The following is a 13532-nucleotide window of genomic DNA, read 5'->3' on the forward strand; positions in this document are numbered from 1 at the left end:
CCAGAGAGTGCCGTAGTAATGATCAAAAGAGCGGTTCTCCTGCATCAGGATGACAATATGGTCTACATCCTTGATGGATCTTGTTCTGTTGTTTGCAGGTAAAGCCATTGCGTTTCGTATGCTGCCTTGAAGAGCGGTTGTGGCGAAACTGCTTCCCAGAAGTTTTAAAAAACCACGACGATCTTGAGGCATGCTTTCTTCCCAATAAAATTTTCCAAATTTTAAAAGGTTTTTTGAAAATTAATGTGAATTTTTTAATTCAGCTACAAAACAAGGTTTTTTGGTAATTATTTTTGTCGACACGTCAATGACGTGACCACTTTTTTGTATCTCCTCAAAAGAAGAGTTCCCGGTTTTTATGTTTTGGGGTTGATAGAGGGAATGGGATCGCTTTGCAGCGGCGCGCTTCAAAAAGAAAGGTGGCAAGCTGACACAGGAACTGGTCTCACCCGGCACCCTTCGTAGGGAATTTAACGTCCTGCGGGCTGCTTTACGTCGAGCTTGGAAGGACGAATTCCTTGTTCGGCCGCCAGAGATCGAGCCGCCGCGTGACAGCGCACCACGAGATCGGTTTCTCACGAAAGCAGAAGCAAAGAAGCTACTTGATGTCTGCGAGACGCCACATGTCCGTACGTTCATGGCGATCGCCATTTACACGGGCGCTCGGAAAGGATCGATTCTTTCTCTGACGTGGGATCGGGTCAATTTTCAGACGGGCATGATCGATTTTCAGGAAGCCGGCCGCGCGCTGACAGCGAAGAGACGTGCTGTGGTTCCGATGACTACGGCGCTCCGCAGGGAACTTGAGAGTGCTTTCAAAGCGCGAAGAGGTGACTTTGTCGTCCAGTGGCACGGCAAGCCGGTACCGAACGGATTACGCTGGTCCTTTGGGAAGGCTTGTGAGCGCGCCGGGTTGGACTGGAAGCCGACGCCGCATCATCTCAAGCACTCTCTGGCGAGTTGGTTTGCGATGGACCGAATTCCAATTGATCAGGCAGCAGACTGGTTGGCCACTGATCCCGTCACTCTTCGACGAGTGTACCGGAAGTTTGACCCCAGCTACCTGAGGAGTATTGCGGATGGTTTTGAACTTTAGTGGTCCAATTGGACCAGAACAGTCTTTGTGGATAACGCTAAAAAGCCATATAAAACAATGGCGTCCCGTACGGGATTCGAACCCGTGTTGCCGCCGTGAAAGGGCGGTGTCCTAGGCCTCTAGACGAACGGGACTGGAGGCGTGAGCGGGTGTATAGGGGCGGCTCCTGCGTCCGTCAAGCGGGGGCAGCGTCAGAAATGAAAAAAGACAGATTTTTTCTCTCCTGCCATGTCTCGGCCCTCAGGGTGCCTGCGACATGGACCAGTGGCATGGAGCGGTCTTCCAGCAGGGCGGCGAAGGGTTTGTCTGCTGCACGGAAGACGAGGCCGCGCAGGCGTGTGCCTCCGTCCTCGCCTTGCAGAATGACTCGCAGGGTGTTGCCGTCCTTGCCGATACGATCGCTTTTGACGCAGCGGACATTACTGATGGCGAGGAGCGGTTCCTCATTGCCGGGGCCGAAGGGTTCCAGCCGGGCGAGCTGGTCCGCGACCGCGATGGAGGCGCCAGCCAGCGTCATGATGCCGTCGAGCTTCAGGGCGTCCTGTTGGGGGAGGGTCAGGGCGCCGGAGAGTTGCGTGTCGAGCCAGTTGTGGAAGTCGTCAGCACGACCGGCGGCGAGGGAGAAGCCGGCGGCCATGGCGTGGCCGCCGCCGGTGAGGAGCAGGCCGTTCTGACGGGCGGCGATGATGGCGGTTCCGAGATCCAGTCCGGGGACGGAGCGGGCCGAGCCCTTGATGACGCCATCTGTCAGGGCTGCGACGAGGGTGGGGCGGTTGTAGCGCTCCTTCAGGCGGCCGGCGACAATGCCGACGACGCCGGGATGCCAGTTTTCACCATGCAGGAAGATGACGGCATGGCCCGCATCGAGCTGCTGCTGGGCCTGTTCCATGGCGGAATCGAGGATTGTGGATTCGACGGTCTGGCGCTGGCGATTGACGCGGTCGAGCTGTTCAGCGAGGGCGCGGGCTTCCACGACATCCTCAGACAGCAGGAGTTTCAGGCCCAGATCGGCCTGTGCGATGCGGCCGCCGGCATTGATGCGGGGACCGAGGGCGAAGCCGCACGCCATGGCGCTGGCCTCTTCCTTTACGCCTGCGACGGAGGAAAGCGTGGCCAGCCCGAGACGCTCGCCGCGGGACATGACGCGCAGGCCCTGCATGACCAGAGCGCGGTTCAGGCCGGTCAAGGGCATGACGTCACAGATGGTGGCCAGCGCCGTGAGGTCGAGGCGTTTGAGCAGGTCGGGAATGACCTGACCTTCGTCGAACCAGTTGGTGTGGCGCAGATGGCGGATCGTAGCGACCATCGTGAGGAAGGCGACGGCCGTGGCGCAGATGCTGCCCAGTCCGGAAGTGCAGTCCAGCCGGTTCGGATTGACCACGATCCCTTTCGGCAGGGCAGCGCCGTCTGGTTTGTGGTGATCGAGGACGATGATATCGGCGCGGTCGGTCAGGCCGTTGAGAATGTCGATCGCCGCCGTGCCGCAGTCGATGCACACCAGAAGGGTGGCGCCTTCGGAAAGCAGGTTTTCAAGGGCTGCGGTGTTGGGGCCGTAGCCTTCGGTCAGGCGGTCGGGGATATGGGTGCTGACGGTGCAGCCCAGTTCGCGCAGCATGTCGCAGACAAGGGCGGTTCCGCAGGCGCCGTCCACGTCGTAATCACCGAACAGGCCGACATGCTCACGGTTGCGCACGGCCTGTGCGAGGCGTTCGGTGGCCCGGTCCATGTCCTGCAGACAGGATGGGTCGGGCATGGCGTCGCGCAGACGGGGATTGAGAAAAGAAGAGGCGTCGTGGGGAGCGACGCCTCGTGCCGAGAGGATACGGGCCAGAAGTTCGGGAATACCGGCCTGCTGTGCCAGGGCGAGTGCCAGGCGGTTGTCTGCTTCCGCCAGGCGGGGATCGCGCCAGATCCAGCGGCGGTGTCCTGCACTTCGGGTCACGCCGAGGACGGCACCCATATCGTCTGCGAGCATGGTTCTCCGTTCAGGAAGCGGCTTGTGCCTTCGGTTTGAAGGTATGATGGCTTTCTATATAGCGCACCGTGCCGGATTTTGAACGCATCACGATGGAATGCGTGCGGGCGCGGGTCGCGCTCGGACGTTCTACGCCCTTCAGGAGCGGGCCGGATGTGACGCCCGTTGCCGAGAACAGCACATGGCCGGACGCCATGTCGTGCAGGAAGAGCTTGCGGGCTGGATCGAGGCCATTGGCCATTTCGCGCGCACGCTCACGTTGGGCATCGTCCTCGAACAGAAGGCGTCCCTGCATCTGGCCTTCCATGCAGCGGATGGCCGCGGCGGCCAGAACGCCTTCGGGAGCACCGCCGGAACCGGCATAGAGATCCACGCCGCCGCCGTCGATACAGGTGGCGATGGCAGCCGCCACGTCCCCGTCGCTCAGGAGCATGACGCGCGCGCCAGCTTCGCGGGCATGGGCGATAAGTTCTTCATGCCTTTCGCGGTCAAGTGCGCAAAGAACCATGTCCGAGACATCGCGCTTCTTGGCCTTGGCCAGCGAACGGAGGTTGTTGCCGATTGAGGCGTCCAGATCCACCACGCCTTCGGGCAGGTCAGGGCCGACAACGATCTTTTCCATGTAGATGTCGGGGGCATGCAGGAACTTGCCGCGCTCGGCGAGAGCTACGACCGTCAGCGCGTTGGGCAGGCTCTTGGCGCAGAGATTCGTGCCTTCGAGCGGGTCGACCGCGATGTCCATCGCCGGTCCGCCGGAGCCGACTTTCTCGCCGATATAGAGCATCGGCGCTTCGTCCATCTCGCCTTCACCAATGGTGACGACGCCATCGATGGCGACGGTGTCGAAAGCGGCGCGCATGGCCTGTACGGCCGCGCCGTCCGCCTCGTTCTTCTGGCCGCGACCGGTCCAGTGCGCGGAGGCGATTGCGGCCGCTTCCGTTACTCGGACGAGCTCAAGGGCAAGATTGCGGTCAGTGACGCGATAGGGGGGGATGTTCTGAGGGTCGATCACGCAAGGGGATCCTCGATTTTGAGCACAAGCGGCTTTCCTGTCACGACAGGAAGGACGGCGAGTGCTGTTGCGGCTGCATGAATGGCTTTTTCAGGAACCTGATGTGTGATGATTGTCAGGTCAGCACATCCGGTTGCAGCATCATGCTGGGAAACAAAGTGAACGGAGACATCGTGGTCCCGGAGAACCGATGTCAGCTCTGCCATTACGCCCGGACGGTCCTGAACGTTTAGACGTAAATAGAAAGCGCTGTTCAAATCAGCGAGACTGGCGCAGTCGGCGGCGGCTGGAACGGTGGTTGTGCCCCACACCGGAATGGCGGTTCCCCGCGCCAGATCGATCAGATCGGCGACGACAGCGCTGGCGGTCGGACCTTCACCAGCGCCGCGACCGGAGATGGTCATCGGGCCGCTGAACACGCCCTGTGTTGAGACGGCGTTGAAGACGCCTTCGACAGCGGCAATAGGAGCCCTGGTGGGAACGAGGCAGGGGCGGACCCATGCTGCGACACTGCCGTTTTCAGCCTTCCGGGCCATGCCGAGGAGCTTGATGCGGTATCCGAGTTCGTCGGCGAATTTCAGATCGGTCGCCGCGATATCGCGGATGCCCTGAACGGAAAGGGTGTCGAATGCGATGGGGCGGAAAGCCAGACCGGCAAGGATAGCGAGTTTGTGGGCCGTGTCCCAGCCATCCACATCCGTGGACGGTTCGGCTTCGGCATAGCCCTTGGCCTGTGCTTCGGTCAGGACATCGGTGAAGTCGCGGCCCGTGGCGCGCATTTCGGTCAGGATATAGTTGCAGGTCCCGTTCAGGATGCCGCCAACGCTGAGAAGGCGGTCTGCGGCCAGACCTTCGCGCACAAGCTTGATGGCGGGGATACCGCCCGCAACGGCTGCCTCGAACAGGAGGGGGGCGTTCTTTTCCGCGGACAGGCGGCTGAGGCTGTCGCCATGCAGGGCCACGAGGGCCTTGTTGGCGGTGACGACCGGAAGACCGCGTTCGAGCGCGGTGCGGACCATGTCATGCGCCGGGCCTTCGGAGCCGCCGATGAGTTCGACGGCCACGTCGATCTCCGGGTCCTGCGCCACGGCGGTGGCACTGTCGTGCCAGCGCATGGCGGACAGGTCCACGCCGCGGTCGCGGGTGCGGTCCCGGGCCGTGATGGCCACGACTTCGATCGGCCGGCCGGCCCGGGCGGTAATCATGTCAGCGTTCTCACGCAGGAGACGAATGACACCGATCCCGACAGTCCCGAGTCCAGCCAGTCCGATCCGCAGTGGTTTCACGATGATGCAGCTCCAAGAAGATCAGCGGTTCCGGCCCCGGCGCCGTGCCGGGACATGAAGCCCTTGATGGCCCGCGTCGCCTGACGCAGCCGCTGGGTGTTTTCGACAAGTCCGATCCGGACAAAGCCCTCACCGTATTCCCCGAATCCGAGGCCGGGTGCAACTGCCACGCCGGCTTCCTTGAGAAGCAGCTTGGAGAAGGCGACGCTGCCCATCTCGGCGAAAGCGGGCGGAATGGGGGCCCAGGCGAACATCGAGCCTGCGGGCGCGGGGACGTCCCATCCTGCGCTCTGAAGGCCGCGCAGCAGCACGTCGCGGCGGTCCTTGTACATGGCGCGGATTTCGGAAACATAGTCCTGCGGGCCGTTCAGGGCGGCAACGGAGGCGACCTGAATCGGGGTGAAGGCGCCGTAGTCCAGATAGGACTTGATGCGTGTCAGGGCCTGGATCAGCCTTGGGTTGCCGACCGCAAAGCCCATGCGCCAGCCTGCCATGGAATAGGTCTTGGACATGGACGTGAACTCGACGGCCACGTCCTTTGCGCCCGGAACGGCGAGGAGGGACGGCGGCGGTTCGTTCTCGTTGAAATAGATTTCCGCGTAAGCCAGATCGGATAGAATCCAGATTTCTTCCCGGCGCGCGAAGGCCACGAGTTCCCTGTAGAAATCGAGATTCGCGACGAAGGCCGTCGGGTTGGACGGAAAGTTGACGATCAGCGCCGTCGGCTTGGGTACGGAATGGCGGACGGCACGCTCCAGCGCGCGGAGCATGTCCTCGTCCGGTGTGGCCGGGATCGAGCGGACGGAGGCGCCGGCGATGATGAAGCCGAACTGGTGGATCGGGTAGGACGGGTTCGGGACCAGGATCGTGTCGCCGGGGCTCGTGATGGCGGCGGACAGGTTGGCCAGTCCTTCCTTGGAGCCCAGCGTTGCGATGACTTCGGTTTCCGGGTCCACCAAGACGTTGAACCGGCGCTCATAATAATTGGCCATGGCTTTGCGCAGGCCGGGGATACCGCGGCTGACGGAATAGCCATGTGCGCGCGGATTGCCGACCGTCTCGATCAGCTTCTGCACGACGTGAGCCGGGGGCGCGCTGTCAGGGTTACCCATGCCCAGATCGATGATGTCGTCACCGGCGGCTCGCGCGGCGGCCTTGGCCTTGTTCACTTCAGCGAACACATAAGGCGGCAGGCGGCGGATGCGGTGGAACTCTTCGGTCATGACCAGCTCTGGGGCAGAGGGTGAAAGGGAGCAGCGACGATAGACAGGTTTTTTCAGGAGTGGAACAGCCTGGCTGTTCCCGATCTCACAATGTCGCTTTCCGGGCTGCTCGCTGTGTCAGTCGTCGATCGTGACCCGGACGCCGTCACCAATGGCTTCGGCCTTGAGAATGATTGCGGATGCGGGCACGCCGCGCGCGATCAGGGCGCGGGCGACCACGCGGGCGCGTAGCAGGCCCAGTGCGATTTCCCGGTTCTGGTCCGCGGGCGCGAGGGCTGCATCCGCGCTCATGAAGGCCCCGAAGCCAAGGATGGTCAGGCGCCTGTTCCCGCGCAAAGAAACAATGTGCTGATAATCGCCCTGCGGATCACCCGTGACGTGGTCCGTTGCGGGCTGGAAGCGGATCAGGGTGCCTTCGGGCGTGGACGTGTCGATATCCGGGCGAACGGGATCACTGACCATTGCGTCACGCGGCAGGTCGAAGCCGGGGAACTGTGGCGGGGGGGGAGGCAGATCGCCGATTTTCGGGAACTGACCCGGCGGGGTAGGGGGGATGGACTTCGCGACGACGGCGGGGAGCGCGGCTTCCGCTGCCGGAGCGGAGGGAGCCGCCTTTTTTGCCGCTGCGGAAGCATTGGGGGCCGAGGTCGTTGCCAGATGATCGGGCGCCAGATCGGGCGCCGGATTGATGGCGGAAGGGCTCTCCGGTTCCGGCTGTCCGACTGTCGTCATGGTCATGCCGCTCTGTTCCGTATTGGCTGTCGTGGCAGCCGGAGCAGGTTTGGGCGGCGGGGGAATGGTCGGCAGGGCGCCCTGGGCCGCGCTTTCGCGCTGGGCCAGGTTCCGCTGGGCTTCAAGCTGTGTCGTCAGCGACAGACGTGCCTCGGGCGTCGGAAGGTCGGGGGGCTGCGTCGGGGTGCGGCCGACATGCGGATAACGCAGGTTTTCGCCCGGCGGTGGGGCGCGCAGTTTGGCAATCTCGCCACCTTCAAAGTTGTGCCACCAGCCGGCTACGGTGTCCGTTGCGTCCTGATGCTGGCAGGCTGTCAGAAGCGGCGCGGCCATCAGCAGGAGAAACGGGATTTTCCCCGCAGTCCTGCGTGTCTCCGCTGTCATGGGCTGCCTGCTGTTCCCTGGGACCACTATGCCGTTCCTGCCGTCTGTAGAATGTTCAAATGCGGCGGAGACTAGCGGTTCGTGGCGGGGATGGCGAGAGTTCCTGTCGGTCCGGATCGGAAGCCCGATCCGAAGGAGGACTTGGCACCGACGAAAACGAAGCGCAGGATAGGGGGTATGAAGATGCATGCTGGATCTGGAAACGATATGGATATCACCAGAATGACCCCGACCCGCCTGGACGACGAGCCGGATGCTCCGGAGCCGGAAACCCGGGAAGACGATAACAAGACGCTGAACGGCCCGATCAGCGAGCTGGAAGGCCGTCTGTTCGATCAGCGGAAAGTCCTGATCTTCGGTGGCATCAACGACAAGATCGCCCGCGATGTCACCGGGCGCCTTCTGGCGCTGGCCGGGACATCCGACAAGCCGATCGACGTGTATGTGAACTCGCCGGGCGGCCATGTCGAGAGTGGCGACACCATCCATGACATGATCCGTTTCGTGGATTCGATTGCGCCCATCAACATGATCGGAACCGGCTGGGTCGCATCCGCCGGTGCGCTGATCTATGCCGCCGGTCGTCCGGAACGTCGTGTCTGCCTGCCGAACACGCGCTTCCTGCTGCATCAGCCGATGGGTGGTGTGCGGGGCCCGGCGACGGATATCGACATCGAAGCCCGCGAGATCATCAAGATGCGCGAGCGTCTGAACCGGATTTTCGCGAAAGAAACCGGACAGACCTACGAGAAGGTCGCCAAGGATACCGATCGCAACTACTGGATGTCGGCGCCGGAGGCCATTGAGTACGGTCTCGTGAACCGGATCATCCACTCGGCGACCGAACTCAAGTAAAAACTACAAGCTCCAAGGGGCACGGCGTGTCTTTACGGCACGCCGCGAACACAGTCATGAAAAGTCTGGCCGAAATCTATTCCCATCTTCCCGACGCACCGTCGGAGAAGACGCTTGAGCGCGTTGACTACGAAGCGCGCCACTGGAGCAGCCCGATCCAGGGGCCGCTCAAGCCGGGTACGGAAGAGCACAAACGGGCCGTCGCCGCGATGTTCCGCGATACGTTCAATCCGTACAAGCCCTCCGTCATCGACTGGCCGAAGCTGGATCCGGAGACGCTGCATCGCATCACGTCTCTGCCGATCTGGGATATTGCGGTCCAGACCGAGGGCAAGGCCCGTCTGCGCATGGCCGCCTATGCGGACATGATTACTGACCCGGACATGAAGGATGCGCTGTCGCGCAATGCCTGGGAAGAAAACCGGCACAAGGAAGTCCTGACCAAGCTGGTCGAGGCCTACAACATTCCGATGGCGCCGGAGCCTCCGTATGTGACACCGAAGGATACGGAATGGGCGTATCTGGTCACGGGTTTCTCGGAATGTGTGGACAGCTTCTTTGCGTTCGGTCTGTTCGCACTGGCCGAGCGCGCCGGGCTGTTTCCGCAGGAACTGATCGAGACGTTCGAGCCGGTGATGCAGGAAGAGTGCCGCCACATCCTGCTGTTCGCGAACTGGCTGGCTTGGCACCGGGCGACCATGCCGTTCTGGAAGCGGCCGTGGTTCGAACTGCGTGTGATCGGGGTCTGGCTGTTCCTGGCCTATGAGCGCATGGGGCTGGCCCGCTCGATTGACGAGAACGGGGAAGAGCACACCCAGGACAATAATTTCACGGTCACGGGTGCCAAGGACATGACGACGATGGACATCAGTCTTCCGGACCTGATGCAGCTCTGTCTGGACGAGGATGACCGCCGGTTCTCAGGCTATGACCCACGTCTGCTGCGGCCGACCACAACACCGGCGATTGCGCGTGCGATCATCACGGGTGCAAAGCTCTGGGATCGGGTCCGGAGCAAAATCTCTGCCTGAGCGATTCTGTCCGCGACAGTCACGCAGCATAAAAAAGGGCTCCGGAAGGAGCCCTTTTTCGTTTCAGTCTTCCGGGGTGCCTTCCGCGTCGGGCTCCGGATCCGTCATCAGCGCGTCGGAGAGGACACCGGCTTCTGCGCGGATGCGACGTTCGATTTCGGAGGCCATCTCCGGATGCTCGCGCAGGAACTGCTTGGCGTTTTCACGACCCTGTCCAATACGCTGACTGTCGAAGGAGAACCATGCGCCGGATTTTTCGACGATGTTGCCCTTCACGCCCAGATCAAGCAGTTCACCCATCTTGCTGATGCCTTCGCCGTACATGATGTCGAACTCGACCTGACGGAACGGAGGCGCCATCTTGTTCTTCACGACCTTGACGCGGGTCTGGTTGCCGACGACCTCGTCCTTGTCCTTGATGGACCCGATACGGCGGATGTCGAAGCGGATGGATGAGTAGAACTTCAGCGCGTTACCGCCCGTCGTCGTTTCCGGATTGCCGAACATCACGCCGATCTTCATGCGGATCTGGTTCAGGAAGATGACGAGCGTGTTGGAGCGCGAGACCGTTCCCGTCAGCTTGCGCAGGGCCTGACTCATGAGACGCGCGTGCAGGCCGACATGGCTGTCACCCATATCGCCTTCAAGCTCGGCGCGTGGCACGAGGGCAGCCACGGAGTCCACGACCAGCACGTCAACGGCACCGGAACGGACCAGCGTGTCGGCAATTTCCAGCGCCTGTTCGCCGGCATCCGGCTGGCTCAGGAGGAGATCGTCGATGTTGACGCCAAGTTTGCGGGCATATCCCGGATCGAGCGCATGTTCGGCATCAATGAAGGCCACGGTCCCGCCCTTCTTCTGGGCTTCAGCCAGGACATGCAGGGCGAGAGTGGTTTTGCCGGAGCTTTCCGGTCCGTAGATTTCGACGATACGGCCGCGGGGCATGCCTCCGATCCCCAGAGCGATGTCCAGCCCGATGGACCCGGTGGAAATCACATTGGTTTCCACTTTCGGGCGCTGGCCCATGCGCATGATCGAGCCTTTGCCGAAGGCACGCTCAATCTGGCTGAGTGCGCCTTCAAGCGCCTTGGTCTTGTCCATTCAATCCTCGCAGTAGGTTTGGGCTGGCGTTTCCAGGATACGATAGACCGGGCGGCCATTCTCGCAAAGAGGCGTGATTTCCGCGATTGCCGGCTTCCTGTGTTCGCAAAATGTTCTCGTGCAGACATATCATGCCTGACCCTCCTGTCGCCAAGGGGTGTGGTCGTTTCCAGGAAAGATTTTTTCAGGAATGCGACTGTGCCTAACGCAGGGGAGCAGAACGGCTGGCAGGGCGTTTGAGTTTCCAGACATAGGCAATGATGGCTGCGACGACCTTGAAATGTTCAGCAGGGATTTCGCTGTCGAGGGGAAGGGTGAAAAGCGCACGGGCCAGGGGGGGATTGGCCACAATCGGGATGCGATTGTCCTGTGCGATGTCCCTGATGCGGGCCGCGACATCGTCCATGCCTTTTGCCACGATCCTGGGTGCGCCACCGCCACCTCTCTCGTAAACGAGTGCGACGGCGTAATGCGTCGGATTGGTGACGACAACGGTCGCTGTCTTGACGGCAGCCATCATGCGCTGCCTGGCCGCTTTTGCACGCAGGGCTTTCTGGCGGCCTTTGACGTGCGGATCGCCTTCCGTGTTCTTATACTCGTCCTTGAGGTCTTCGCGGCTCATCTTCAGTTTGGAGATATGCCGGAAACGCATCCAGAAAATATCAAAGCCGGCGATGACCAGTTGCGCAAGGATCATGGCGGATGTGGCCCTGAAGCCAAGATCCGCCATCATTTTCAGGAGGGGGCCGGGTTCCAGCCCGACCATCCGTGGCGCACTCGGGATGGCTCCCTTGGAGATATTCCAGAGGACCACGGCAAAAATCGCAAATTTCGCGAGGGCCTTGAACGTATCGGGAAGCGTTCCGCCACCGGCGATGCGCGTGAAACCCGCCAGGGGAGAAATCCGTTCGAATTTCGGAAGCAGGGATTCAGGGTGGATGAGAAACCCTGTCTGCAAGAACCCGGCTCCAAGACAGAGCACGGCGACGGCTGCTGCCATTGGCACGGCCAGCTTCAGTCCGGCTTCAATGGCGTGGTCCGTACTGTTGAGCAGCCCTCCCTGTGCCATGGGGACTGTGCCGGCATTGGCCATGAGGACCTGCATGACATGGACAAAGTCCGTCACCAGATATGGCAGAACCATGAAAATTCCTGCAAATCCGCCCAGAAGAACCACGAAATTCATGGCCTCGCGTGACATGACGATCTGCCCGTCCTCACGCGCCTTCTGAAGGCGTTGTGAGGATGGGGCTTCTGTCTTGTCGTCGGAATCAGACATGCTTCAAAGTCCTGGAAGGGCCCGAAGGACGTCGAAAGCCTGTCCCTGCCAGATGGTGACCATGGTGCTTAACGTAAGGCCCAGAAGAGCGATGCCGCCGAGAAGCTGGAGGGGACTGGCGGCATTATAGATCTGCAGGGTGGGGAGCAGGCGCGTCATGATGCCGAGCATGCCCTGCCAGACAAGCGACAGGATCAGGAATGGCGCACTGAGCTCCAGTCCGAGAGCGAAGCTGCGTTCCGTGAGCTGGATGATGCCTTGAGCAGAATCCCCCAGCAGGTTCCAGTGTGCATGAGAGGCAGCGGCGAGCAGGGCTCCTCCCGGCGGAATGATGCTGTAACTGCCGAGGATTGCGCGGATGGGCAGGATATATGCGCCAGTCACGAGAAGCACGAGAGGCGCCAGCAGGTTCAGGAAGCGCGCAGGTGCGGAACTGCCCGAACCCAGATCCGGGTCCGGCTGAAGAACGCTCGAAATCCCCATGCAGACGGCAATGATCTGTCCGGCTATCGGGAGGGCCATGCAGATCAGACGCGCCATCCACCCGATCAGGACACCGGCGAAAAGTTCGACTGCGATCATGCCGCAGAGCCCTAGCGGGGCGAGCGCATCCAGACGGTTCCGCATCAGCAGGGGGGCAACGAGCGGAAGAAGCAGAACCGTGAGGGTCATTGCGCATCCTGCGCGAATCATCATGGGGATGGATTGTTCGCCAAGGCCAGGCATGACCATGACGACCGCCCCCGTGCGGGAAAGGACCAGCACAAAGGCGAGAGCCCAGACGCTCAGGGCCGGTCCACTGAGATCCAGCCCCTGTAGCGCGCTTGCTCCGCCCGGACCGGCAAGACCAGCATTCACAGTAGAGCGTCTTTCAGACCGGAAAATCCGGACACAGGCATGTCAGTCAACTCCGGATCCGGCAGGCGGTGGCTCAGGTGGCACCGACGAGAATGAGCTGGTCGAAAAGATGTCGGGTAAAGCTGATGAGTGTTGCGGTCATGAAGGAGCCCGCCATGACCATGACGGCACCGATGGCCAGAACTTTCGGCACGAAGGACAGCGTGGCTTCATTGAGCTGGGTAACAGCCTGTACGAGCGAAACCAGAAGACCGACCCCGAGCGCAGTCAGAAGAGCAGGAGCACTCAGCTTGAGAGCGACGAGGAAGGTCTGCTCCAGAATCGCGCCGAGATCGATGGCCTGCATGGTCAGATCGTCATTTTCATTACGTCCTGATACGCCTGGACCATACGGTCGCGGATCACGGTCGTGGTCTGAAGGGCGAGCTGCGCGTTGGACACCGCAGTGACGATCTGGGTCATGTCGCCGCCGCCTGTCAGACCCTGGGCGGCTTTTGTTTCGGCATCGTGGCCACTGTCGATGACACTGCTGACAGACTGTGAAAGGATGGATCCGAAATCCGTACCGGAACTGCTGTTGGCGGTCGCTGCGGATGACTGGATGCCGTCATCGACAGTGTCCGTAACCCCCTGAAGGCGGCTCTGGAGACTTTGAACGGCGTAGGCATTATGGGCCTGGGTGAGGGATGTGAGCATCTGG

14 protein-coding genes and 1 tRNA gene are annotated in these 13532 nt (G+C 61.4%); 3 read left to right on the top strand and 12 right to left on the bottom strand.

The features are described 5' to 3' along the window. A partial coding sequence (locus GFJ39_RS10530) for an alkaline phosphatase family protein (protein WP_153431298.1) occupies window positions 1-192 on the bottom strand: 192 nt, incomplete at its 3' end. 343 nt (window positions 193-535) lie between these two features. Between GFJ39_RS10530 and GFJ39_RS10535 the strand changes: the two genes are divergently transcribed. After that, complete coding sequence (locus GFJ39_RS10535) at window positions 536-1096, top strand: site-specific integrase (RefSeq protein WP_325062922.1); 561 nt, start codon at window positions 536-538, stop codon at window positions 1094-1096. 58 nt (window positions 1097-1154) lie between these two features. Here the strand turns inward: GFJ39_RS10535 and GFJ39_RS10540 are convergent. From GFJ39_RS10540 to GFJ39_RS10565, 6 genes are all read right to left on the bottom strand, one after another. Next, window positions 1155-1230 (bottom strand) — tRNA-Glu (locus GFJ39_RS10540). 41 nt (window positions 1231-1271) lie between these two features. Further along, on the bottom strand, window positions 1272-3071 hold the full coding sequence (recJ, locus tag GFJ39_RS10545) for a single-stranded-DNA-specific exonuclease RecJ (protein ID WP_153431300.1): 1800 nt from the start codon (window positions 3069-3071) through the stop codon (window positions 1272-1274). Window positions 3072-3081: 10 nt separating this feature from the next. Next, window positions 3082-4083 (bottom strand): class II fructose-bisphosphatase, encoded by a 1002-nt coding sequence (glpX, locus tag GFJ39_RS10550; RefSeq protein ID WP_325062916.1) that lies wholly within the window; start codon window positions 4081-4083, stop codon window positions 3082-3084. Continuing rightward, the gene (locus tag GFJ39_RS10555; protein WP_325062917.1) at window positions 4080-5369 is read right to left on the bottom strand and encodes a homoserine dehydrogenase; all 1290 of its coding nucleotides are present in this window, start codon (window positions 5367-5369) and stop codon (window positions 4080-4082) included. The genes glpX and GFJ39_RS10555 overlap by 4 nt, the downstream gene beginning before the upstream one ends. Next, window positions 5366-6592 (bottom strand): LL-diaminopimelate aminotransferase, encoded by a 1227-nt coding sequence (locus GFJ39_RS10560; RefSeq protein ID WP_153431301.1) that lies wholly within the window; start codon window positions 6590-6592, stop codon window positions 5366-5368. Before GFJ39_RS10560 ends, GFJ39_RS10555 begins: the two co-directional genes overlap by 4 nt. 117 nt (window positions 6593-6709) lie before the next feature. Next, entirely contained in the window at window positions 6710-7708 is a 999-nt protein-coding gene (locus GFJ39_RS10565; protein ID WP_153431302.1) for a hypothetical protein, read from the bottom strand. A 177-nt stretch (window positions 7709-7885) separates the two neighbouring features. On the opposite strand from GFJ39_RS10565, the gene GFJ39_RS10570 reads away from it, so the two are divergent. Together GFJ39_RS10570 and GFJ39_RS10575 are read left to right on the top strand one after the other, a co-directional pair. Next, window positions 7886-8563, top strand: coding sequence for an ATP-dependent Clp protease proteolytic subunit (locus tag GFJ39_RS10570; protein WP_153431303.1), 678 nt, complete (start codon window positions 7886-7888; stop codon window positions 8561-8563). A gap of 56 nt (window positions 8564-8619) precedes the next feature. Beyond that, on the top strand, window positions 8620-9594 hold the full coding sequence (locus GFJ39_RS10575; protein ID WP_153431332.1) for a ferritin family protein: 975 nt from the start codon (window positions 8620-8622) through the stop codon (window positions 9592-9594). Window positions 9595-9657: 63 nt separating this feature from the next. Here the strand turns inward: GFJ39_RS10575 and recA are convergent, their stop codons facing one another. From recA to fliE, 5 genes are all read right to left on the bottom strand, one after another. Further along, on the bottom strand, window positions 9658-10695 hold the full coding sequence (gene recA, locus GFJ39_RS10580; protein WP_153431304.1) for a recombinase RecA: 1038 nt from the start codon (window positions 10693-10695) through the stop codon (window positions 9658-9660). A gap of 202 nt (window positions 10696-10897) precedes the next feature. Further along, window positions 10898-11974 carry an EscU/YscU/HrcU family type III secretion system export apparatus switch protein gene (locus GFJ39_RS10585; RefSeq protein ID WP_153431305.1) on the bottom strand — a complete coding sequence of 359 codons (1077 nt, stop codon included), beginning with the start codon at window positions 11972-11974 and terminating at the stop codon, window positions 10898-10900. A gap of 3 nt (window positions 11975-11977) precedes the next feature. Next, window positions 11978-12832, bottom strand: coding sequence for a flagellar biosynthetic protein FliR (locus tag GFJ39_RS10590; RefSeq protein WP_325062918.1), 855 nt, complete (start codon window positions 12830-12832; stop codon window positions 11978-11980). A 73-nt stretch (window positions 12833-12905) separates the two neighbouring features. After that, window positions 12906-13178: a flagellar biosynthetic protein FliQ gene (locus GFJ39_RS10595; RefSeq protein ID WP_153431306.1), complete on the bottom strand. Its 273-nt coding sequence runs from the start codon at window positions 13176-13178 to the stop codon at window positions 12906-12908. A 2-nt stretch (window positions 13179-13180) separates the two neighbouring features. Continuing rightward, window positions 13181-13528, bottom strand: coding sequence for a flagellar hook-basal body complex protein FliE (gene fliE, locus GFJ39_RS10600; protein WP_153431307.1), 348 nt, complete (start codon window positions 13526-13528; stop codon window positions 13181-13183). Window positions 13529-13532 lie beyond the last annotated feature (4 nt).

Origin of the sequence: Gluconobacter aidae, assembly GCF_009547075.1 — a bacterium.
Taxonomy (GTDB): domain Bacteria; phylum Pseudomonadota; class Alphaproteobacteria; order Acetobacterales; family Acetobacteraceae; genus Gluconobacter; species Gluconobacter aidae.

Excerpts from the sequence above, each read along its gene's own strand:
- recJ (WP_153431300.1), bottom strand. The coding sequence starts at position 3,071 with ATGCTCGCAGACGATATGGGTGCCGTCCTCGGCGTGACCCGAAGTGCA.
- GFJ39_RS10560 (WP_153431301.1), bottom strand. The coding sequence starts at position 6,592 with ATGACCGAAGAGTTCCACCGCATCCGCCGCCTGCCGCCTTATGTGTTC.
- GFJ39_RS10565 (WP_153431302.1), bottom strand. The coding sequence starts at position 7,708 with ATGACAGCGGAGACACGCAGGACTGCGGGGAAAATCCCGTTTCTCCTG.
- GFJ39_RS10570 (WP_153431303.1), top strand. The coding sequence starts at position 7,886 with ATGAAGATGCATGCTGGATCTGGAAACGATATGGATATCACCAGAATG.
- GFJ39_RS10575 (WP_153431332.1), top strand. The coding sequence starts at position 8,620 with ATGAAAAGTCTGGCCGAAATCTATTCCCATCTTCCCGACGCACCGTCG.
- recA (WP_153431304.1), bottom strand. The coding sequence starts at position 10,695 with ATGGACAAGACCAAGGCGCTTGAAGGCGCACTCAGCCAGATTGAGCGT.
- GFJ39_RS10585 (WP_153431305.1), bottom strand. The coding sequence starts at position 11,974 with ATGTCTGATTCCGACGACAAGACAGAAGCCCCATCCTCACAACGCCTT.
- GFJ39_RS10595 (WP_153431306.1), bottom strand. The coding sequence starts at position 13,178 with ATGCAGGCCATCGATCTCGGCGCGATTCTGGAGCAGACCTTCCTCGTC.
- fliE (WP_153431307.1), bottom strand. The coding sequence starts at position 13,528 with ATGCTCACATCCCTCACCCAGGCCCATAATGCCTACGCCGTTCAAAGT.